Origin of the sequence: Christiangramia sp. LLG6405-1 (genome assembly GCF_045055805.1) — a bacterium.
Classification (GTDB): Bacteria; Bacteroidota; Bacteroidia; order Flavobacteriales; family Flavobacteriaceae; genus Christiangramia.
In genome coordinates this window covers 2,472,304-2,496,416 of sequence record NZ_CP159330.1, presented here as the reverse complement: position 1 = coordinate 2,496,416, position 24,113 = coordinate 2,472,304, and the positions used below count along the sequence as shown (strand labels likewise).

Sequence of the window (24,113 nt, the reverse complement as noted above, 5' to 3'; positions counted from 1 at the left end):
CATGAACTTCTAGGATCTTGTGGACTCTCCACTTCTATCCCTCGCAAGAACTTCAGACACTCTGTTTAAAAGAGTCTCCATATCGAATGGCTTTGGGATAAATTCAACGGCACCTACAGATTTACAAAGGTCACCTACATTGTGCAATGCAGACATCATAATGATTGGTACATGAGCGACTTCTTCGTCTGCTTTTAGTTCTGCACACACATCTGTTCCATCTACACCAGATATAAGTTTATCCAGAAGTATCAGTTCTATATCATGCTGCAAGATATTCTCTTTAGTAAGCTTAGGTTGCTGAGAAACAGTCACTTTATGATCTGAAAATTCAAGTATATCTTTAAGCATTAATCCTATAGTTTGATCGTCATCTACGATTAAGATTCTAGCCATTTTTCAATTATTTTAGGGGTAATATAAAAGTAAATTCTGAACCTTTACCAGGTTCACTTTTCACAACAATCTTTCCTTGATGTTTTTCTATAATCTCATTTGATAGATACAGTCCTATTCCGAAGCCTTCATAAGTTTCATCTTTATTTCCAGAGACTCTGTAGAAACGTTTAAAAATTTGTTGTTGTTCCTGCAAAGCAATACCAATTCCATAATCTTTAACACTTACCGCTGCTTGATTTTCATCAGTCTTAAAAATCCTTATGGATACTTTCTTAGCGTCTGGAGAATATTTTACAGCATTCGTAATAAGATTAGTTATAACCTGCCCAATTCTCTCTCGATCAGCATTTACAGATATTTGGTCCACGTGATTAATATCAATTTGCATTTCGCGATATGAAAAAGAAAGATCTTCAACTACCGTTTCGATCTGTTCATTTAATTGAAAATCGCTGAGCTCCAGAATTAGTTCATTTTGTTCAATTCGACTTAAATCGAGCATTTCAGATATTAACCGGATAAGTCTTTCGATCTGGCTTTCTATTCTATGTAAATATGGTTTAACAGGAATATTCTTAGAATCTGTCTCTACATTCTCAGGCAATATAGATTGTAGCAATTGTATGTAGCCTTTAATGGAAGTAACGGGAGTCTTGAGTTCATGGCTTACCAGCTTTAGAAAACTTTCCTTTCGCTTCTCATCATCTTTTAATTTCTGAATTTCAGTACTGGATGTTAGCCATGAGTAAATTTTACCGTCTACATCCTTTAAAGGATTGCTGCGACAGAGATGCCACAAGTAATCGCCTTTTTTATTCAGAAGCCTAATTTCAGTCTCTAAAGACTCACCATTACTCAAATGTTGCGCTACTTCTTTGGAAACTCTTTCTTTATCTTCGGGATGAATAATATCCAACCACGGTCTTTCCAAAAATTCCTTCAAGTTTAGTCCAACATAATCCAACCAACTCTGATTGTAAAATTTGACCTTAGAATCCAGTCCAGCTATACTAATTTTATGAGGCATAAAATTAACGAGCTGTCTAAAATCAGTCTCACTTTTTTTGATTTGTTCATTCAGTAATGCCTGTTTAGTTACATCACTCGAGATATTTGCCACGCCAATAATATTACCTTTACTATCTCTTTGTGGTTGATATAGGATATCAAAATATCTTTCTTTTATAACCCCGTCAATATTTAAGCTTATAGGTTTTTCAACGGCATGAAAAGGTTCACCGGTAGAATAAACCCGGTTTAATAAATCCACCAAACCTTGGTCTTCAATCTCTGGTAAGATCTCCACAATAGGTTTCCCAATTACTTCCTTTCCCTTCCCCCATACTTTAACAATAGCATCGTTGGCCATATCTACCACATGATCTGGTCCATGAAATATCGCTATCAAACTTGTTGTAGAATAAAATAGATCACGGAATTGCTGCTGGCTCTTCTTTAAATTATTCTGAGCTATTTTTCTTTTGGTTATATTTTCAATACTTAGTAATATAAAATTACTATCAGTCCCGGATAACTGTATTTCACTAGCATTTAGAAGCAAGTGCTTTTCTGTACCACCATTGCCTTCTACCTGCATCTCGAATTTGTCATTTTGCTATTTGAAGGTAAAATTGTTTCCAGTACAGTTTTGAGCTGCGGAATATTCCACTGAGCAGCCTTTACTTCATAAATTAAAGTATCCTGAACTTCTTCAGAAGATATTTTGAATGTCTTAAGAAAGTATTTATTTGCAAATACAACTTTAAGCTTATCATCAAGGATTACCAGAGGATGATGAATGTTATCTATAACCGATTCCTTTAAATCAAATATATTATTAGATAGAGATCTATTAGTTTTTGCTTCAAACTTAATATTTGCAGTCTCTAATTCATCTATTTTCTCGTTGGCCCGTTGTAAGTCTTCTTCGAGTTGCTTAATTCGCATTTCTTTATCCATTGACATACCGTATTCGAAGCTCTTATTAGTTTTAATTTAGAGGGCTAAATTTAATGTTTTGAAAGTCCTAGAATTGCAATTAATATAGCATTAACAAAACTTTGCGTCTTTAAGCAAGTGCATTATATAAAATACTTACCGGGTGTTGTGCTATCCTGCCAGTACCATCCTTAATTTGATGTCTGCAGCTTGTACCATTGGCAGAGATAATCGTGCCTTCCTTACTTTTCCTAATGGCTGGAAATAAGGAGTTTTCCCCTATTTGCATACTAATCTCATAATGTTCCTTTTCATAGCCGAAAGAACCTGCCATGCCGCAACAACCTGAAGGGATGATAGTTACTTTATAGTTTTCAGGAATATTAAGAATATCGAAAGTTCGTGAGGTATTAGATAGCGCTTTTTGATGACAGTGTCCATGAATTTTAATGTTTGCTACCTCCGCCGTAAACTGCTCTTTACAGATATTACCAGCTGCAAGCTCTTGTTTCAGAAATTCTTCAATTATAAAACAATTCTTAGCAAGTTTCTCAGCTGACTTTTTATTATCTGCCAGTCTTAAGTATTCATCTCTAAAACTTAAGATTGCCGAAGGTTCTACTCCTAGCAATGGAGTTTCGTTCTTAATAATAGAACTAAAGATTTGTATATTCTCATTGGCCAGTTTCTTCGCTTCACCCAGGAATCCTTTGGAAAGGTAACTCCTTCCGCTTTCTGGATGGTCGATCATTTTCACCTGATAGCCTAACCTACTTAATAGTTTGAGCGCATCTATACCAACCTCTACATCGAGATAATTAGTGAATTCATCATTAAAAAGGTAAACCGTCCTAACAGGATTCTGAACTTTGAGCGTCTCTTTATTAGCCAGGTAGTATTTTTTAAGCGTAGTCTTTCCAACTGCTGGAAGTTCTCTTTCTACCGCTACCCCAAGTATTTCTTTTGCTATTCTGGAAGTAAATTTATTTTGCATTACAAATCGTGATAAACCAGGAACTTTAGATGCCATAGCGTTTTGCTTCGTGATCCCCGCAAAAGTTCGATCCCTTAAACTAGGTTTGTTCGATTTGTAATACTGAAATTGAAATTCAGCTTTAAGAGCAGCCATATCCACATTGGACGGACATTCACTTTTACATCCTTTACAGCTAATACACAGATCCAGCACTTCCTTTAGTTCTGGATGATCAAACCTGTTCTCTTTATCTGAATTTGTAAGAAACTCCCTCAAAGCATTTGCACGAGCCCTGGTGGTATCTTTTTCATCTCTGGTAGCTCTGTAACTTGGACACATGGTTCCTCCCGCTTCTACCGACTTTCGGCAATCACCACTTCCGTTACATTTTTCAGCTAGCTTAAGGACACCTTCAGCATCAGAAAAGTCCATGATGGTTTCGATCTCGGGTTCTTTGCGATCAGGAACATACCTAAGAGAAGTATCCATGGCAGGTGCATCTACGATCTTTCCTTTGTTAAAAATATTATCTGGATCAAAAGCAAACTTTATATCCTTCAGTAGTGAATACACTTTTTCACCATACATAAGCTCAATAAATTCGGCCCTTAACCTTCCATCGCCATGCTCCCCACTAAGAGAACCATTGTATTTTTTTACCAGGTTCGCTACATCCAGCGTAATACTTCGGAATAAACCAACATCTTCAGATTTTTTCAGATTCAGAATAGGACGTAAGTGAATCTCTCCGGCACCAGCATGAGCATAATAAACGGCTCGCTGATCATATTTTTTCATGATCTGTGTAAACTCCGCAATATAATCTGCCAGTACCGGGATGGCCACAGCTGTATCTTCAATACATGCAACAGCTTTACGGTCGCCCTTCATATTACCCAGTAATCCCAATCCGGCTTTCCGAAGATCCAGAGCGAGGTCAATTTGATCACCATAAAGAACGGGGAAAGCATAACCAAGATTGGAACTTTTAAGTGTATTCATCAAAGCCTCCAAATTTTGCTCAAGTACTTCCTGTGTTTCTGCGCGTAATTCAAGCATCAGGATCGCCTCAGGATCATCTTCTATAAAAAATCTATTCTCACGATATTTCAAATTATCACTGGTGCAGTCGAGAATGATCTTATCCATCATCTCACAGGTAAAAAGCGAATGCTTCATAGCCGGAACTACCGCTTGCATACAGGCATCTATAGAACGAAAATGCACTGCGATCATAGCCTTTTCTGAAGGAGGCAGAATATCAAGCTTTAAGGTGATTTCAGTAATAAAAGCCAGAGTTCCTTCACTACCAGCAATGAGGTCGCAAATATTCAATTTTCTATCAGCACCCTCGAATACTTCAGTATGCAACAACTCATCCAGCGCATAGCCAGTGTTTCGTCTATGCAACTCCATTGGAGGAAAATTGCTAATGATCGCTTCCCTGTTTTCTTCTGAATTAAGTATTTGCTGAATTTTACGATAGATATCTCCCTCCAGACCTTTGATCTCTAATTTCTTCTGAAATTCAGTTTTTGTAAGATCTCTAAACTCAACTTCACTTCCATCACTCAACAGTGCTCTGATAGATTTGATCCTATCCCGGGTTGTACCATACCGAATTGAAGTAGTTCCACTGGAATTATTACCTACCATTCCTCCTATCATACATCGATTCGAAGTCGAAGTATTAGGTCCAAAGAAAAGACCATGCTTATGAAGTTTACGGTTGAGATCATCCCGAATTACCCCAGGCTGTACGGTAACCGTATTACTATCCGGAGCTATATTTATTATATCGGTAAAATGACGCGAGACATCCACAATGATACCATCACCAGTACATTGTCCAGCCAATGATGTTCCGGCAGTTCTAGGGATCAAAGTAATTTTATTTTCCCTGGCGAATCTTATTAGTCTAATAAGATCTTGCTTTGACTTAGGTATGCTTACGGCTAGTGGCATTTCTCGATAAACAGAAGCATCTGTTGCGTATATGGTTTTCCAGAGATCATTGTAATATAGCTCTCCTTCTAATTCTTTCGCAAGCTGCTGCAGGGAATCCTTCAATTTCATACTCAAATTTAGGAAGTTTCAGTTTACCGACTTAACAGAATCTTAATTAATATTAACAATACATTTACTAGCCTGAACGTTCTCATATTGGTAAACGGCATAAATTTGCTGCGATGAATTTAAAACAATCAAACATGAAAAAAGTAGTTCTTTTTGCAGCTTTTATTTTTGGAGCTGTTTTTCTGAATGAGGCAAGCGCACAGCAAATCTCTAAAAACGCACTTGGTTTAAGAGTGGGTGATGGTGGTGGCTTTGGTGCCGAGGTTTCATATCAGAGAGCAACAAGTGAGAACAATAGGTTAGAGTTCGATCTTGGATGGAGAAATGATAGTAATTACGATGCTATCAAACTTGTTGGATTGTACCAATGGGTATGGAACATTGAAGGAGGTTTTAACTGGTATGTAGGTGCTGGTGCGGGACTTGGTAATTACGATGACAACCGTAGAGGTGATATAGATCGTAATGATGGTGTTTTTGCATTACTAGCTGGTAATGTAGGGATCGAATATAATTTTGATTTCCCACTATTGTTATCATTAGATTTCAGACCGGAAATTGGATTTTCAGACTATGATGATCACAATGAATTTACTCCAGATGTCGCTTTAGGTATTAGATATCAATTCTAATTGAAGAGAAGATAACAACAAAAAAAGGAGCCAATCGGCTCCTTTTTTTATGCTTTACTCATAGCTTTATTATAAAGTTCCTCATACTTTGGAACGATCATATTAATGTCGAAGTCCCTTGCAGTTTCTCCAGCCTGCCTTTTGAATTTTCTTAATACTTCTTCTGTTTTCAGAATTGAAATAGCACTGTTTGCCATTGCAGATACATCACCTACGTCATGTAGATAACCTGAGACATTATCTTTATTGACTTCCGGTAAACCTCCTGTATTCGAAGATATTACAGGGACAGAGTGAACCATTGCTTCAAGTGCAGCCAGACCGAAACTTTCAGTTTCAGAAGGCAAAAGGAACAGATCTGAAAAACACAGGATCTTATCGATTTCATTGCTTTGCCCTAAGAAAAGGACCTTGTCTGTAATTCCCAGATCGCGAACCAGTTTTTCCGCTGTTTCTCTTTCCGGACCTTCACCTACCATCATTAAACGGGCACTTACAGATTTCTGAATTTCAAAGAAGATCTTCACGACATCATCAACCCGCTTTACTTTTCGAAAATTACTTACGTGTGTAATAATTTTTTCGTCAGATTGAGCCATTAGTTCTCTCTGGCAATCTGTAAATGTTTTCTTCTGAAATTTAGATACATCAATAAAGTTAGGAATAACTTCAATTTCTGTTTTTACGTCAAAATGTCTTAGGGTATCCTCTTTTAAGCTTTCTGAAACCGAAGTAACATAATCACTTTTATTGATACTAAAGGTAACAGCAGGCTTATAAAATGGATGATTTCCAACCAGGGTTATATCTGTTCCATGCAAAGTAGTCACCATTGGAATTTCGATTCCTTCTTCCGCGAGCATCTTTTTAGCCATATAACCAGCATAAGCATGAGGTATCGCATAATGAACATGCAGAAGTTCTATACCGTAATTCTTTATAACATTTACAAGTTTGCTGCTTAAAGCAAGCTCATAGGGTTGGTAATGAAATAGAGGATACTCTGGTACGTTCACTTCATGAAACCTGATATGACTGGAAATTGTTTCCAGTCTAACAGGTTGCTTATAGGTCACGAAATGTACCTCATGACCACGTCTGGAAAGCGCCAGGCCCAACTCGGTGGCTACTACTCCGCTACCACCAAAAGTTGGATAACAAACAATTGCAATTTTCATTAATTAGAAATCTATAGATTCGTATATCACTTTCTGGATCTCAGACCGGATATCTTCCCTGATGAGTTTCCTGTTCGTTGAATCAGGATAAGTTCTGTTTGATAAAAATACATAAACTATCTCTTCTTCAGGATCTGCCCAGGCGAATGTCCCTGTAAACCCACTATGTCCAAAACTATTCATAGACACACAGTTACAGGTTGGTCCTGAGGTTCCAAGCTGTGGTTTGTCGAAACCTACACCTCTTCTTACATTCTGCTCACAATAATAGCAGGTATTATATTTCTCAATGGTTTCTTCGCGCAAGTATTTTTTCCCACCATAAGAACCGCCATTTAGATAGGTCTGCATCAACTTGGCGACGTCATTTGCAGTACTGAATAAACCTGCATGACCTCCAATTCCTCCTTGCATCGCAGCACCCTGGTCATGAACATATCCACGAACAACCTGCCCTCTCCATAATTGATCATTTTCTGTAGGAGCAATTTGGAGGCTATCAAACCTTGTTTTAGGTAAGTACCCGGTATAGTTTGCACCAAGGGATTTGTAAAAATGCTCCTGTGTAATGTTCTGCAGTGAAGTCTCATAATAGCTCTCCAGGTAATACTTTAGCAAATAGTATGGCAGATCACTGTATTTATATGACCTCGTTGTCTCAAGGTCGCTAAGCCTGATCGTATTCATTATGGTGTCCCCGATATCCTTTCTTATAAACATATTATCTGCAACCTGTGTATTGTAAGTTTCAGATGGTAGTGCATTATAATAATCGGTAGAAAGTCCTTTGGTTTCAGGATCGAGGGTAGAGATATAAAATGGGATCCAGGCTTGTAAACGAGCGTAGTGCATCAACATATCCTGCAACTTGATATTGGATTTATTCGAACCTTTTAATGAAGGAAGTAATTCACCAAGCGTAGTATCAAAATCAAGAACTTCTTTCTCGTCTAACTCCATGACCAGCGGCAAAGTAGCCAGAATCTTGGTAAGAGATGCCAGATCATAAACCGTAGTATCGGTCACAGGTAGCTCTTCTTCATAAGTCTGATGGCCAAAATTCTTCTGATAAATCACTTTACCCTGGCGGGCAATAAGTATCTGTGCTCCCGGGGTCATTTTTTCTGAAATAGCATAATTAATAATACTATCGATCTTCTGAAGTTTATAGGAATTCATTCCAACGCTTTCCGGAGTTCCATAAGCTAAGCGATCAACATCCTTAGTATTAAAACCGGTTCCTGCTGGAAATTCATTCTGGATGCTAACCGGAAGACGACCTTTCGCCTGGGCTGCTCCAAAAATTATCTGACCTACCTTTTTCTGAGCGAGTGGATGATTCTGGTAACCAATTAGGATTCCTTCTATATTCGTAAAGCTTTTTACATCAAGTAGTGCATAAGGTCTTGCGAATAGTGCAAGGATCGTCTTGTTTTTACGGGCAATCTCATGCAGCCACACCAATTCGTTATTTGAAAATTTGTAAGATGCCCACGGACTACTATTCGATTTATGGAAACCAATGATTACTCGATCATAGTCTTCCAGTTTGTCAAGTAGCGAGGCCAGCTTATCTGCCTGAACCCAATCTACTTTTGCATATTTCTTTAGCTGCTGAAGAAAAACACTACCATCATCGTCCCCAAAATTCACATAGGCAATCTTTTCATCTGAAAGATCTTTAACCGGAACTACAGCTTTATTGTTTTTGATAAGCGTTGCAGCATTTTCATAAAGCTCTTCCAGCAAAGCTTCGTCACGAGAAGTATATAGTTCTTCTATCAGGAAATTTGTACTAATCGGTTTAAAATCATGTAGACCAGCCTTATACTTAGCATATAATATTTTCTTCACTGAAAGTGCCAATCGGTTTTCACTAATAGTACCATCATTCACAGCATCCATGATACTTTGAGAAGCTCTGCCAACATCTTCACTCATTAGCAGGATATCATTCCCCGCACGAAAAGCATCAAGATCAACTTCACCAGGTTCCATATTTCTCGAAACACCTTTCATGTCAAGTGCATCGGTGAAAATAAGGCCATTAAAGCCAAGCTCTTTTTTCAGTATATCGGTAATTATATCCTTGGATAATGAGGCAGGCTTACCATCTGTAGGCTCTAAATCAGGGACATTAAGATGTGCTACCATGATACTACTAAGCCCTTCAGGAATTAGTTTTTTATAAGGATAAAGTTCTACGCGTTCGATCCTTTCCGCAGAGAAATTAATCGTTGGTAACGTCTTATGCGAATCTGAATCTGTATCGCCATGACCTGGAAAATGTTTTGCGCTGCTAAGTGCTCCCTCGCAATGCATTCCTCGCATAAAAGCAAGAGATTTTTCAGTGACATTAAATTTATCTTCCCCAAAAGACCTGTTACCTATAATTGGATTGTCTGGATTGGTATTTATATCCACTACTGGGGCAAAGTTAAAGTGCACACCCAATCTCTTAGTTTGCTTGGAAATAGCTGCGCCAGCTTCCTCTACCAGTTGATTATCCTGTATGGCGCCAAGAGTCATATTCCATGGCAAGGCAAATGTGCTGTCAAGTCGCATAGCAAGTCCCCATTCAGCATCCATTCCAATTAGCAAAGGAACTTTAGACATCTTCTGAAACTCATTGGTCAACTGAGCCTGTTTCACCGGACCTCCTTTGGAAAAAATAAGACCTCCAATATGATTTTCAGCAATAAGCTTACGAATAGTATCGGCTTCGTTATCATTTTTAGACCAGATACTCGCCATGAATAGCTGCCCCACTCTTTCCTTAAGATTCATGGAGTCGTACGTATTATCCACCCATTGCTTTTGAGCAGCGTGATCTTTGGTAAACAATGGATTTTTCACCTGGGAGAATGCACCAAGACTGAAAAATAAAAAAAGTAAAAGTGGTAATTTGAGGGACAGGGTTCTCAATATCATTATTTCATGAAGCGTTTATGCCAGCTCTCAGAAGCAGGTACTTCCCATTCTGTAAGATATTCGGCTTTGGTATTAACGAGATTATTGAATACGATCGTATTCATGGACACCGCTTTATCCTTTGCCATTTTTCTAAAATCGGTAAGTGTTTTATAAGCAACAAATTCTCCCTGTTTATAGGAAACATTCATTTTATCGAGAAGATCAACGTTATAGTCTTTCTCCAGTTGCTGAATGAATTGCACGGAAGAATCTATGGAACAACCTGTTGCAGCGTTCAATTTCTGATCCAGGCCAATCGTAATAAATCTTTTGTACTTGATATCGTAGGAAGCCTTAAGATCTCCTCCATGTGCTGTCCATCTTTCAATGAACTGGTCTAATCTTGATGAGATCTCCTGTAATTCCTCTTCTGTAAAAGATCTATTTGCCTGATAAATCCAAACTCTTGAATCTTCTGAAAGGCTATCAAATGGTACTAACATAGGCTAAATTTGTATTCACACAAATCTAATTGATTTAGCCTTGGAGTCAAATAGAGACTGGTCTTTTAACTTTTAGAATTTAAAGTTCGTCTGCGCTGGCGATCATTTCAGCAACATCCATTACTTCGATACTATCTTCCTTTTCTTTATTCTTAACCCCATCTGTCATCATGGTGTTGCAAAAAGGACAACCGGCAGCAATTATTTCAGGTTTCACTTCCATAGCCTGCTCAGTACGTTCGATGTTTACATCCTTGTTTCCTGGTTCAGGTTCCTTAAACATTTGTCCTCCTCCGGCTCCACAGCACAAGCCATTCTTCTTACACTTACGCATTTCCACAAGCTCAACTTCAAGCTTCCGCAGAAGATCACGAGGAGCTTCATATTCATTGTTTGCGCGACCTAAATAACATGGATCATGGAAAGTAATTCTCTTTCCTTTGAATTTTCCACCTTCAACTTTTAAGCGACCTTCATTCAAAAGATCTTTTAAAAACTGAGTGTGGTGCATTACCTCGTAATTTCCGCCAAGTGCAGGGTATTCGTTTTTAATAGTATTAAAACAGTGAGGACAGGCAGTAACCACCTTTTTGATCTCATATCCATTCAACACTTCAATATTTGTAGCAGCCTGCATTTGAAAAAGAAATTCGTTTCCGGCTCTTTTTGCAGGATCCCCGGTACAGCTTTCCTCGGTTCCCAGAACAGCAAAGTCAACTCCAGCTTTATGCAAAAGTTTTACAAATGCCTTGGTGATTTTTTTAGCACGATCATCGAAACTTCCCGAACAACCAACCCAGAACAAAACTTCAGGCTTTTTGCCTTCAGCCATATATTCTGCCATTGTAGGTACTTTGAGTGCTTCTGCCATATTATCGATCTTTATAAAATTCTATTGTATTAATTTTCTTTGGCCCAGTTCAAACGGTCCATCTGGTTGTAAGGCCATGGTGCACCATTGTTTTCAATATTTGTCATCGCTATGGATAACTCATTAGGAGCGGCACTTTGCTCCATCACCAGGTATCTTCTCATATCCAGAATAATAGATAGTGGATCGATTCCCACTGGACAGGCCTCTACACATGCATTACAAGTAGTACACGCCCATAGTTCTTCTCTAAGGATATAGTCATCAAGTAATTGCTTACCGTCATCTTCAAACTTTCCGTTCTTAGTAACATTCTCCCCTACTTCCTCGAGTCTATCACGAGTGTCCATCATGATCTTTCTAGGAGAAAGTTTTTTCCCGGTTTGATTCGCAGGACATTCAGAGGTACACCTTCCACATTCTGTACAGGTATAGGAATTCAGCAGTTGAACCTGGTTGAGATCAAAAACATCTGAAGCTCCAAATTTTTCTGGCTCGCCTTCATCTTCCCCTTCCGCAGGAGCTGCAAATGGATCGGCATTTGGATCCATCATTAATGCTACTTCCTTCCGAACTGCCTCCAGATTATCCATTTTCCCCTGAAGACTCAGTTTTGAAAAATATACGTTAGGAAACGCCAGTAGAATATGTAAATGTTTTGAGTAGTATAAATAATTCAGAAAGAAAAGAATTCCAAGAATATGTAACCACCAGGCAGCTCTTTCAATAATAATAAGAGTCGCATTGCTCATTCCGTCGAAAATAGGAAGCAAAAACTGACTTATTGGAAAGCTCCCCATAATACCTGCTTCTGAAGCATAATGATCTGCTCCATTCATTTGCAGTTGATAATCTGTAGCATTCATGATAAGAAATAATGCCATTAGCACCATTTCGAAATACAGGATATAATTCGCATCATTCTTAGGCCAGCCTTTCAATTCACGACCTAGGAAACGGTATATATTAAGTGCATTTCTACGTATCCAGAAGATCACTACTCCAACGAATACCAGGAAAGCTAAGATTTCGAAACTCGCGATAAGGACATCATAAGTACCACCTAGAAAAGAAAAGATTCTGTGTGTACCTAATATTCCATCGATAACGATTTCGAGAACTTCTATATTAATAATAATAAAGCCAACGTAAACGATAATATGCAGAAACCCGGAAACTGGTCTTTTCACCATTTTACTCTGCCCTAAAGCTATCCTAGCCATCTTGGCAAATCTTTCTCCACCATTATCTGTTCGATCGATTTCCCGACCTAATTTGATATTACGAATAAGTCTTTTAATATTTCTGGCGAAAAAGCCAACGCCCACTAAAAGAGCGATCACAAATAGTATTTGCGAAACAATTTGCATGATAGATTTATTTTAAGGAATCTTTCGGTTCTTCATATTCTCCACCTTTCTTACCGAAAACTGAGAAATGAACGTAGCGCTTTGGATTAAGTTTGATATCCTGTAGGAGTTGTTCTAGCTGTTTGGTTGCCTGATCCAGGTTATTATACACAGCATCATCATTGATCAATTTCCCTGCGGTACCTTCCTTGCTGTTCAATTTATTCGAGATTCCTTCAAAATCTGCAATTACCTTCTCAAGATCTGAAGTGATCTTGCCAATATTCATCGTGGATAGTGTATCTGAAAACTTATTAAAGTTCGTAGACATCTCATCAAGATTCGTAAACGTTCGATCGATCTTAGAACTATTCCCCTTTACTATACCCTGAAGCTCATCTGCGGTTACTCTGAATGAGGATACGGTAGCATCAAGATTTCTAAAAGTACCGCGAATATTGTTCCTGGTAGAGTCATCTAAAATTTCTGTGATGGCCGTCAACATCGAATCTGCACTTGTGATCGTGTTCTCCAGTTTATTCTGTAATGGAGTCAGTTTATCATTCACAAGCTCCATGATCCCTTCTTCTTTATCACCCTCAAGTGTATCTCCGGACTGAGCCCATTCAGATTTCTGATCATAATTTGGAACAATAGCTAAAGACTTTCCACCTATGATGCTTCCACCATAAATATTCACCTTACTATTCTTAGAGAACTTGAAATCATTTTTTACAGTAAAACTAACAACAAGTCTACCTGAATTATCTTTAAACTCTATGCTACTTACCTGACCAACTTTAAGACCGTTGATAGTAACTTCAGAAGATGGTGAGAGTCCTTCTACATCATCATATTCAGCATAGAAAATTCGATTCTGGGCGAGGAGATTTTCTCCCTTGAGAAAACTATAACCAAACAATAAAATAACTATCGCTACGATAGCTAGAACGGCAGTTTTTACCTCTCTGGAATATTTCAAAAGCAATTTTTTAAGTGAATACGCACAAATTTAGAAATAAAAATAGAAAAGCTCTTCTATTTTAGCTTTGATTTTAACGCATCGTTAAGCGTTATTTTTTGCTCATTCTTAAAGGCTACGATATAACTATCTGTGTATCCACTTTTTACCGCCTCATTGTGCATTCTCTGGATCTTGAGATAATCTGAAGTTGCTCCATAATAATACTTATAAAGCTTACCTTCTTTCTCCCTGCTTACATCCTTAATACCTTTAAAGTTGTAAGGCTTAGTATCCAGCTTTTTTGAGCCGGCCGCCAGCTGCACTCTAAACAGTACATCTTTAAAAACCTGGGATTCTAGTAAAACCCCCTTATCTACAGTTTCATTGGATTGATTTTCAGATACTTGCTCCAGGGTATTTAAATTAATGGTTTTACTATAATTAAGAATTGCATTGGAAATTGCCCGGGCCATATCATCCTTACCTCGAGAACTATTAAGATAAGGTCCCTCCTGGTTATTTGTAAGGAAACCAGTTTCTACAAGTACGCTCGGCATGTAGGTTTGATGCAGCACAATTAGTCCCATTTGCTTAACTCCTCTATTCTTTCTCTTTAAGGTATTGGTAAATTGTTTCTGAACAAGATCTGCAAGCAGGATACTTTGATCTAGATATTCTTCCTGCATTATGGTGAGTCCAATGGTAGATTCAGGAGAATTAGGATCATACCCGGCATAAGTAACTTCATAGTTATCCTCGAGGTAGATCACCGAGTTTTCTTTTTTCGCCACTTCAAAATTGGTCTCATTCCTGTTAAGTCCAAGCACGAAAGTCTCGGTTCCTGATGCCTGGGAATTATGAGAATTACAATGTACAGATACAAAAAGGTCTGCATCCGCCTCATTGGCTATTCTACCTCTCTCGAAAAGTTCTACGAACACATCAGACTTTCTGGTATACACTACCTTTATATTCTTATATTTTTCAAGCTCGGCACCAATCTTCAAGATGATGCTTAGCGCTATATCTTTTTCCTTATAACCATTACCCATATTACCGGGATCTTTTCCGCCGTGACCTGCATCCAGAACCACTACGAATTCATCCAAATTTGGAGGGATTTCAGCAGAAAAAGTTGCCGTTGATGTAATAAAGAAAAGGCTTGTGAATACGAAAAGATTAAGTAAGTTCGTTCTCATAGAAAGCTAACGCTTGTGTGGGGTGAATATTTTATTACTATTTTTCCTGCAGTCTCAAAACTCAGCTAAAAAAATATATGTAATTTTGGATTTGCAAAAAGCACGCCAATCCGTACAAAAATAGCACTTAAAGCATTGCAAACAAATATCCCCAATACACTTTTTTGCTTAGTTTTCACGCTATTTATGACCTCACTTTTGCATGCTCAGGAGATTGGAAATAATTCGATCCCTGTTGAAAGTCAGAAAGATAGTATAGCTCCCACGGTTACTCCGGAAGAGATTGCTCAGAACCTGCAGGTTACCGATACCGTTAAGCAGGATTCTATCAAAAAACCCCAGTTTATTACCGATGTTGTGGATTATAGCGCCAAGGACTATATGCGCTTAAGCCCAAAAGAGAATAAGATCTACCTGTACAACGAAGCAAAGATCGTCTATGGTGATATGACCATAGAAGCCGGACTCATCGTTATCGATAATAATAAGAATGAGTTTTTCGCCTACGGAATTGAGGATTCTCTTGGAGAATATATTCAAAAACCTATTTTCACCCAGGCCAATAGAAAGGTAGAGCCAGATTCACTCCGTTTCAATTTTGATACTGAAAGAGCTTTGGTTTATAATTCCCGAACCCAGGAAGCCGACTTTAATGTAAAAGGTATGGTGACCAAACGGGAAAATGATTCGGTTTACTTTATGAAGAATGTTCGGTTTACCACTTCTCAGGATGTAGATAACCCGGAGTATTTCTTCTATGCGAGGAAGATCAAGTTCGTACCTGAGAAAAAGATCGTGACCGGGCTCGTGAATATGTATATTGCAGACGTTCCTACTCCTCTAGGACTTCCATTTGGGTATTTCCCTTTAACAGATGAAGAAACTTCAGGTTTTATAATTCCGTCGTTTGGAGATTCCCAGTATGGTTATAATCTTCAGAATGGTGGTTATTATTTTGCTATTAGTGATTATGTGGATTTACTGGCTTTAGGTAGTTACTACACGAACGGCTCTTACACTCTGGAATTTTCATCCAATTACGCTAACAGGTATAAGTATCGTGGAAATGCGAGAGTAAGGTTTGAAAAGTTATTCACGAGCGAAAGAGGTTTTCCCGACTTTGCCGAAAGATCCAGCTATAACATCCAGTGGTCTCATAGTCAGGATCCAAAAGCCAGTCCTAATTCCAGGTTTTCAGCTTCTGTAAACTTAGGTAGCAGCGAGTATTATGCCGAATCCATCAACCAGGCCAACACAGGAAATTACCTGAATAACGAACTAAACTCTTCGGTTTCATATAGTAAGACCTTTCCCGGTGAACCTCAGGTGAATTTGAGTCTGGCCGCACGTCACTCCCAAAACACCAGAACTAATTCGGTGAATCTTAGTTTACCTACTTTACAATTGAGTATGTCTCGTATCTATCCTTTAGCTCCAGCTTCGGGCAGTAAAAAAGGTTTTATTGAAAATATTAACCTTCAGTATAATTTACGGGCAGAGAACCAGATCAATACTGCCGATTCACTTTTTCTTACTCCGGCGATGTTTGATGATGCAAGACTGGGCGCACAGCATAGCATTCCGCTAAACACGAACTTTAAACTTTTCAAATATCTTAGTGTTTCCACAGGTACCAGCTATGAAGAAACCTGGGTTTCCAGAACTTTTGAAAGGTCCTACGATCCAGTATTGGATGATGTAGTGATAGACACAATTAAAGGTTTTGACTCCTATCGTACTTACAACTTCAATACTAGCCTTGGAACTACGCTATATGGGAGAAAAACCTTCGGAAAGGACAAAAAAATACAGGCGATTCGCCATGTCATGAGACCTTCAGTGAGTTATAATATCAATCCCGGTTTTGACCGGTTTTATGATCAGTTTATCCAGGAATCTGAAGATGAAAATGGAGAGATCATTGAAGAGATTGTTGATTACTCAAGGTTTGACGGAACTTTATATGGTGCACCGGGAAGAAATTTTTCCAGTTCACTGGGCTTCAGCTTAAGTAATACCATAGAGGCCAAGGTTAGGTCTAGAGATAGTACTGCAATAGAACCGGAAAAGATCACTTTACTAAATAACTTCAGTATAGGAACAAGTTATAACCTTGCGGGAGATTCTTTGCGCTTGTCCCCCATTTCACTTCGTGGGTCCATTCCGGTGATCAAAAATAAGCTGGATATTAACTTTGGAGGGAATTTGGATATATACGCCCTGGATAATAATAATCGCAGGATTGACAAGCTGAATATAGAGAACGGCGGAAGTTTATTTCGACTTACTGCGGGAACCGTGAACTTTGGCTATTCTTTTTCCAACAAGGATTTTGAAGGTGTTGAAGAGGAAGAAACCGATGATATGGATAATGAAACCTATAGAAATGGTGGACGTCCTGATGATCTCTTCGGAACAGGAATGGGCGAAGATGGCCGTCTTTTCGATGAAGATCCTTTCGAAGGTGATGAGGAGGAGAATGAAAATGGATGGTACAATTATAATATCCCATGGGATGTTCGTGTAGCTTATGCTATGAATTATACGAATTCTGCCCGACAGAATACCGTATCTGCACATTCATTAATGTTTAATGGAAACATAGAGATCGCGCCAAAATGGAAAATTGGAGCGAGTACAGGATATGACCTTGTGAATAGCGGGGTTACTCCTACTCAATTACGTTTTCAACGTGATCTTGATAGCTGGCTGATGAGTTTTAGCTGGGTTCCTTTTGGCCCTAGAAAGTCATGGAACTTCCTAATCAGGATCAAGGCAAGCGTATTGAGTGATATTAAATATGAAAAGCGACGGGATCGCGATAGAACATTATAAAAAATTCAGTTATGAAAAAGATCATTAAGATCAACAATGCCCCGGCACCCATAGGACCTTACAACCAGGCAATTTTTGCTGGAGACACATTATATATCAGCGGACAGATCGCGATAGATCCAGCCACCGGTGATCTAAAAACTGAAGATCTTGAAGCTGAAACAACACTGGTACTGGAAAATTTGAAGGCTATTTTGACTGAAGCCGGATTGACCCTTGACCATGTAGTCAAAACTTCAATTTTTATAAGTGACATGAACAACTTCGGAAAGATCAACGAAGTCTATGCGAAATATTTCGCTTCAGAAAATGCTCCGGCAAGAGAAACTGTGGAAGTTGCTAATCTTCCAAAGTTTGTAAATGTTGAAATTAGTGCGATCGCGGTTAAATTCTAACTACAGACCTCTAATTAAAAGTCTGGCAGTTGCAGGATTTGTTGCTAAGGGAACATTGTGGACGTCGCATAATCGCATTAGCATAAAAATATCTGGTTCGTGAGGGTGCTTATCCAATGGATCTCTGAAGAAGATGACCATATCAACCTGCTTTTCAGCAATTCTGGCAGCGATTTGAGCATCTCCACCCAAAGGACCAGAGAGTAATTTTTCTACCTTATAACCAGCAGCTTCGGTTTTAGCACCAGTAGTTCCAGTGGCAATGATCTTAATTTCCTTCGAATTCAGAACTTCATTAAACTGATTCAGAAACTGAACCATTTCAGGTTTCTTCCCGTCATGGGCAATGATTGCTATTGTTTTCATTAAGTTGAGAGTATTTCAGAAATACGTAAAAGATCTTTATTAATATTATGCTTCCCTTTTAATGCCTGGTCCAGGCTACAGCTTTCAATTTCATTATTCATCATTCCCACCATCAGGTTACGCTTTCCATCTAAGAGTAGTTCAACAGCTTTTACACTAAGTCTGCTTGCCAGAACCCTGTCAAAACAGGATGGTCTTCCTCCTCTTTGAATATGTCCTAGAACGGTTACCCGAGCATCATAAAAAGGAAGGTTCTCTTTCACATATTCTGCGAGTTCGAAAACATTCTTTCCAATTTTATCACCTTCAGAAACCACTACGATACTGGAAGTTTTTCCAGCTCTTCGGCTACGTTCTAGCGAATCCAATAGTCGATCCAGACCTAGATCTTCTTCAGGAATTAAAATCTCTTCAGCACCAGCGCCAATACCGGTATTCAGAGCTATAAAACCTGCATCCCGACCCATTACTTCTACAAAGAATAATCGGTTATGAGAACTCGCCGTATCACGGATCTTATCAATAGCTTCGATAACCGTATTCAATGCCGTATCGTAACCTATGGTATAATGAGTTCCAAAAATGTCATTATCAATTGTTCCCGGCACGCCAATAACTGGAAAATTATGCTCCTGACTAAATACCTGACCTCCGGTAAATGTTCCATCACCTCCAATAAGGATCATAGCGTCTACACCTTCTTTTTTAAGATTGGCAGCAGCTTTAGCCCGACCCTCCTTGGTCATAAATTCCTTGGATCTAGCCGACTGTAATATCGTTCCACCCTGGTTGATTGTATTTCGCACGCTACGTGCAGTTAATGGAATGCTTTCTCCTGTGATCATTCCCTGGAAACCACGATAGTATCCAACACAATCTACATGGTAATATGCGCAGGTTCTTACAACCGCTCTAATCGCAGCATTCATTCCCGGTGAATCACCACCGGAAGTCATCACCCCAATCTTTTTCAATTTCTTACTCATTGGTAATTTTCTTAATAGATTAAAACTACAAACTAAATTTTAAGAAGCCAATCAAATAAACTCCCAGATTTTATTTATTTCTGAAGTTTGTGCATTATTCATTTTCTTCTTCAGACTTGAAATTCATGAAATCTGGTGCAGGTGACGGGGTCGCAGGATCCTTTTCTTCTTCTGAATCGTCAAAACCTTCAATAGTAGTGCTTGCGATCTTCCTGATCAACTCTTTAAAGGTATCAAAGTCCACGTTGTAAGATAGGCCGACTCCCTGTGTAAACCCTATCTCCTCACCAATAAACTGAATGTTATTTTCACGGTTAAATACCGAAGCTCTTAAGGTACCATCAGCATTCAGGAGAAAATCAATTTCCAGATCTCCGATAATCACAGATTCGGTTACCCCTCCAATGGGAACACCCACCTGACCATTTATTAATACACGATCTGAAATCTGGGTGGACAATGTCAAACCAAACCTATCCACGGTTTGCTGATCTGGAGTCCGGTCGCCCTGTACATAATTGACGCCTACCTGGAATTTACCATCATCATCAGCAAAAATATCGTTTACGATACTGGAAGCTCTTTCGGCAAGTGTCCCATAAATTGCAGCGCCACGTAATCCAAACTCACTGTAAAATGTTCCCTGAGTAACCAGAAACAATGCCTGTAACTCGGTAGTAGCCCTATCATCTATTCGATACTGTAATTCAGATTTAACGGTTGAACTAGCACTTGGAAAGTCTATCGCGAAACCAATTTCTGGCTGTGCAATTTCTCCCTGTAAATTAATAACTACATCAACAGGAATCTTTCGATTGACCGATGGGTTTTCCAGTAAAACGGCAGGATTCGCGTTCAATGAGTACACGGCACTTACATCCAGTTGGGCATCCATAGGATCTCCATCCCAGTTAATACTTCCGCCAGATTCTACAGTGAATACCTTTTGAACGAGTCCGGCGTATTTAAAGTTATAGACTCCTTCATAAACAATGAAATCTCCCCACATGTTAAATTTTCCATTGGTATTTATCTCCAATAGTAAGTTCCCGGAACCTCTGCCACGCAATGTACTTCCGCTGGTCTGGTCTACGACAACTTCAACTTCAGCATCATTGGTAATATCAAGATCAAAAACCAGTTCGAGACCTTTAACTTCGGGAATTTCAATTTCTTCTCCAGCAAGACGTGCTGCTTTTTCTTCCGGACTTAAAAATCTTATAAAAGAATTATCTCCCACAGATTCAGTATCGCTTAGAGGAATTTTAAAAACTGTACCTCTCTCGGTAGCTGCATTCACTTCTATCACCAATTCATCTGTAGGTCCCATGATCGAAGCTTCACCATCAATAAATGCGGTTCCATAATAGAGTGCGTCTTCATCGGCTTCAGTATCCAGGACAAGGATCCGGTCTGAAACCAGCGTTAGATCCAGAAACCATTCAGAAAAATTACGATGAGATATTAGACCATCCAATGTTCCTTTCGTTTTGAATTTGGTGTCTACAATATCAATGTTATCAAATACAAATTGCTGCTGGGTAAGATCTATCTCTGCATTTTCCTGGAAATTTAGATCTACATTCAAATAAGGGATTCGTAATCCAGCTTCAGCTAAAGATAAAGATCCGGAGAAATCGGGATTTTTGTAATTTCCGGTAACGAAAGCCCTTCCTGTGGCAAATCCTCTAATATCTGTAAGAACATCTGCTCCCAAAGGCGTAAATACACCCATATTCAGGCGATTCATGTTCACTTCCAGATCGATCCTTGGTTCGCTGCCATTCACATTAATATCTCCTATTGCAGATAATGATTCGATACCTTCCTTCTCAAGTTGAGCGTAAACCGAATAAGCACTTAGATCCTGATTTCCGCTTACGTCTAGAACCAGATCACCCATCACAAGATCATTCACCTGGAACTGGTCGATCCTTAAGTTTGAAACCGGGAAATAAGCACCATCTTCCTGAAGTAGCTCGAGATCGCCGTTGAGAATCCCGGCTAGGTCGAGACTATCTATTTCTGGAGTGATCTTTCCAATATCTACCTCACTAAACTTCATTTTAAAGTTTTTATAGGTGCTGTCCCGCATATTTCCGCTGAGTCGGATTTGTTCATTCTTATGACTCATGACAAGCGAATCGATCTGCAAATCACGGAAACTATTATCAAAAACTATTTTATTACTACGATCACTATTTTCATTCAGGTACCAAACTTTTTCTTTGAATTTAAAATCTGATTTCTGTATTCCAACCACAGATTTACTATTCTCATTTATAGTATGAAATAGATTCAGATTAAATTCATCAGAATTATTCTTTCCTCCTTTAAATTCTGAACGTATGAATAGGGTGTCACGCTGAGTCACATTAATGAAACTGAATTCTGAAAATTTATAAAGATCGGTGGAAACGCTATCGGCTTCGAAGAAGGTGTTATAGATAGGATTCGTGTTATCAACCTGAAGGTTAATGTCTTCCACCATATTTTCAAAGAAATCGATTCTTGGAGATCTGAAGGTTAGTTTAAATTCAGATTCATCAGACTCCACACGACCTCGAATAAATGTATTCGGTGCCAGTTCAATTTCAGGATAAAAAACTTCGACGATCTGGTTATAGATATCAAAATCGAACTCCATATACTGGTTCGTCGTGATAGTTTTTGGTTTGTAGTTCGTGTAAATACTACCTATGGAATTTTCTATTAGCGCACCAACTTCATTCACTTTGAAAACTCCGCTTACCTCTCCATTAATTACATCTGGGGAATTTATCATGATAGTTCGAACTGGGCCATCGAATGTGGAAGCTATATTAAGATCATCAAAATAATAAAGATCGTTCTGGTTTTTATAAGAAGTATTTAGAAGCAGAATATCTCCAAATGCGTTATCAACATTAGTTCCCTGCATATTCATGATCACATCACCCTTGAAGACTGAAACCGTATCTCTATTCACAAAATTAAGCGCATGCAGGTCGGCATATCCTACGGAAGCTTCAAAATCATACACATTGGTTTCTTCTGAAACATCTGCCAGACCATTAAATTCCATCTCCAGATTAGGATCATTCGACTTGAAATAACCATTAAAAAGAGGATTCCGAAGATTCCCCATGATCTGGATATTGGAATAAGCATAATTATTGAATTCCAATTTAGCAATGGTTCCTTTCAACTGCGTGTTCAGGTTTTCCTGGTCCAGACCTTTCCCGTCAAAGTCGATATCAAAACTCGCTTTCCCTAATTGAGTATTCCCGATCAAACGACCAAGATTAAAGTTCTTAAAGATCAATTTCCCCTTATAACTTGAGACAGCAGAATTATTGAAATTATTAAGTTCAAAGTCTGCATCTGCAGATCCCAATTGTGTGGCTATCACAACATCTGCATCAAGAAAGCCATTTGTTACCACTGTATTCCCTTTGATATTCACATTTCCGAAATCCCGTAGAGTTTGAGGTAATTGGCCTTGAAGCGCTCCCGGCAGGAAGTTGATCATATCATAATAGTTCGTGTTAAAATCTGAAAAACTACCATCTAATTTAAAGGAATTCGGCTCATCTGAAAAAGAACCAACAACCTGAAAATTCCCATAGATTTCTGTTCTATCGAGACCCTGAAGTCGGAATCCGTCTAACCGAAAATCATTTAAAGTACCAGTAAGTTCTGTTTGAAACTTTACAAGTTGATTCTCTCCAAACCCGCCATAAAATGTAATTAGATCATTGGAGTTCAGTATGCTTTCCCGAAACTTCGCTTCTACCTGTACAAGATTCTCAAAATCTGAAAAATCTGAGAGGTCGTATTCAAAAGAAAGATCGGCATTGACCATAGATCCCGGAGTTTGCAGGATCATGTTTTGTAGGCTCATCCTGTTTGGATCATAGTGAAATAGCGTTGAAAGCTGATCTATTTGAATCCCGCGATGCTCGTAGCCGCGCAGCATTCCAATATCAATATCTATATTGGAATTAAAGATCCTTAGCTCGTTTGCGTAAATATTAAGATCATCAACGACCAGAACATCAGAGCGGTCAAGGTTTTCATCGATGAAACTATAGCGACTGTTCGTGATCTGTACATCTTCCGCAGTAAGATTAAAATCCTTAGGATCTCCTGTTGGTTCCTTCTGAAGTTTTTGAATAAGTATACCCAGATTATCCCTGTCTTCACCTTTATACCTGCGCATATGCATGTTCAGGCCATCAATTCTTGTATCCCCAAGTTCTGGTGCGTTACTCATAAGCTTAGAGTAGCTTAGAATAGAAGAACTGATCTCTTTCGCGGTAAATAGTGTATCCTCATGGTGATCTTCCACATAGATGTCATTCAGAAGAATATCCCCAAAATAACTAATTGAAACACGACCAATATCTATATTGACATCACTATTTTCCTGAAGAGAATTGGTGAGTTTTCTTGCTACTGAAGTCTGAACAGCAGGAATAGAAAACACGATCAATAAAATAATGAATAACAAAACAATTGCAACCACTGTTTTCGTTAGTATTTTCCAGAATT

The 24,113-nt window shown here is 38.7% G+C and carries 17 protein-coding genes; 3 read left to right on the top strand and 14 right to left on the bottom strand.

From position 1 onward, the window contains the following. Nucleotides 1-9: 9 nt before the first annotated feature. The 4 genes from ABVM50_RS11435 to ABVM50_RS11420 all read right to left on the bottom strand — a co-directional run bounded on the left by ABVM50_RS11435 (nt 10) and on the right by ABVM50_RS11420 (nt 5,389). Entirely contained in the window at nt 10-396 is a 387-nt protein-coding gene (locus ABVM50_RS11435) for a PleD family two-component system response regulator (RefSeq protein WP_405198689.1), read from the bottom strand. A 7-nt stretch (nt 397-403) separates the two neighbouring features. Beyond that, the gene (locus ABVM50_RS11430; RefSeq protein ID WP_405198688.1) at nt 404-1,996 is read right to left on the bottom strand and encodes an ATP-binding protein; all 1,593 of its coding nucleotides are present in this window, start codon (nt 1,994-1,996) and stop codon (nt 404-406) included. Beyond that, complete coding sequence (locus ABVM50_RS11425) at nt 1,987-2,364, bottom strand: hypothetical protein (RefSeq protein WP_405198687.1); 378 nt, start codon at nt 2,362-2,364, stop codon at nt 1,987-1,989. Before ABVM50_RS11425 ends, ABVM50_RS11430 begins: the two co-directional genes overlap by 10 nt. A 103-nt stretch (nt 2,365-2,467) precedes the next feature. Next, nucleotides 2,468-5,389 carry an FAD-binding and (Fe-S)-binding domain-containing protein gene (locus ABVM50_RS11420; RefSeq protein ID WP_405198686.1) on the bottom strand — a complete coding sequence of 974 codons (2,922 nt, stop codon included), beginning with the start codon at nt 5,387-5,389 and terminating at the stop codon, nt 2,468-2,470. Nucleotides 5,390-5,523: 134 nt separating this feature from the next. Between ABVM50_RS11420 and ABVM50_RS11415 the strand changes: the two genes are divergently transcribed. Next, nucleotides 5,524-6,021: a hypothetical protein gene (locus ABVM50_RS11415; RefSeq protein WP_405198685.1), complete on the top strand. Its 498-nt coding sequence runs from the start codon at nt 5,524-5,526 to the stop codon at nt 6,019-6,021. A 47-nt stretch (nt 6,022-6,068) separates the two neighbouring features. On the opposite strand, the gene bshA is transcribed toward ABVM50_RS11415, so the two are convergent. The 7 genes from bshA to ABVM50_RS11380 form a co-directional block, all read right to left on the bottom strand. After that, nucleotides 6,069-7,199, bottom strand: coding sequence for an N-acetyl-alpha-D-glucosaminyl L-malate synthase BshA (gene bshA, locus ABVM50_RS11410; protein WP_405198684.1), 1,131 nt, complete (start codon nt 7,197-7,199; stop codon nt 6,069-6,071). Between the two features lie 3 nt (nt 7,200-7,202). Beyond that, complete coding sequence (locus ABVM50_RS11405) at nt 7,203-10,130, bottom strand: glycoside hydrolase family 3 N-terminal domain-containing protein (RefSeq protein WP_405198683.1); 2,928 nt, start codon at nt 10,128-10,130, stop codon at nt 7,203-7,205. After that, the gene (locus ABVM50_RS11400; RefSeq protein WP_405198682.1) at nt 10,130-10,615 is read right to left on the bottom strand and encodes an ABC transporter ATPase; all 486 of its coding nucleotides are present in this window, start codon (nt 10,613-10,615) and stop codon (nt 10,130-10,132) included. The genes ABVM50_RS11405 and ABVM50_RS11400 overlap by 1 nt, the downstream gene beginning before the upstream one ends. A 79-nt stretch (nt 10,616-10,694) precedes the next feature. Further along, on the bottom strand, nt 10,695-11,486 hold the full coding sequence (locus ABVM50_RS11395; RefSeq protein ID WP_141877711.1) for a (Fe-S)-binding protein: 792 nt from the start codon (nt 11,484-11,486) through the stop codon (nt 10,695-10,697). A gap of 29 nt (nt 11,487-11,515) precedes the next feature. Then, nucleotides 11,516-12,856: a 4Fe-4S dicluster domain-containing protein gene (locus ABVM50_RS11390; RefSeq protein WP_405198681.1), complete on the bottom strand. Its 1,341-nt coding sequence runs from the start codon at nt 12,854-12,856 to the stop codon at nt 11,516-11,518. 7 nt (nt 12,857-12,863) lie between these two features. Then, nucleotides 12,864-13,817, bottom strand: coding sequence for an MlaD family protein (locus tag ABVM50_RS11385; RefSeq protein ID WP_405198680.1), 954 nt, complete (start codon nt 13,815-13,817; stop codon nt 12,864-12,866). A 56-nt stretch (nt 13,818-13,873) separates the two neighbouring features. Continuing rightward, entirely contained in the window at nt 13,874-14,998 is a 1,125-nt protein-coding gene (locus ABVM50_RS11380) for an N-acetylmuramoyl-L-alanine amidase (RefSeq protein WP_405198679.1), read from the bottom strand. Nucleotides 14,999-15,184: 186 nt separating this feature from the next. On the opposite strand from ABVM50_RS11380, the gene ABVM50_RS11375 reads away from it, so the two are divergent. After that, a complete protein-coding gene (locus ABVM50_RS11375; RefSeq protein ID WP_405198678.1) occupies nt 15,185-17,833 on the top strand; it encodes a putative LPS assembly protein LptD in 2,649 nt (882 codons plus the stop codon). 11 nt (nt 17,834-17,844) lie between these two features. Continuing rightward, entirely contained in the window at nt 17,845-18,228 is a 384-nt protein-coding gene (locus tag ABVM50_RS11370) for a RidA family protein (protein WP_405198677.1), read from the top strand. Here ABVM50_RS11370 and ABVM50_RS11365 read toward each other — a convergent pair whose 3' ends face one another. The 3 genes from ABVM50_RS11365 to ABVM50_RS11355 form a co-directional block, all read right to left on the bottom strand. Further along, nucleotides 18,229-18,594 (bottom strand): methylglyoxal synthase, encoded by a 366-nt coding sequence (locus tag ABVM50_RS11365; RefSeq protein ID WP_141877705.1) that lies wholly within the window; start codon nt 18,592-18,594, stop codon nt 18,229-18,231. Beyond that, nucleotides 18,594-19,580 (bottom strand): 6-phosphofructokinase, encoded by a 987-nt coding sequence (pfkA, locus tag ABVM50_RS11360; RefSeq protein WP_405198676.1) that lies wholly within the window; start codon nt 19,578-19,580, stop codon nt 18,594-18,596. The genes ABVM50_RS11365 and pfkA overlap by 1 nt, the downstream gene beginning before the upstream one ends. A gap of 94 nt (nt 19,581-19,674) precedes the next feature. Further along, entirely contained in the window at nt 19,675-24,087 is a 4,413-nt protein-coding gene (locus tag ABVM50_RS11355; RefSeq protein WP_405198675.1) for a translocation/assembly module TamB domain-containing protein, read from the bottom strand. Between the last annotated feature and the right edge of the window lie 26 nt (nt 24,088-24,113).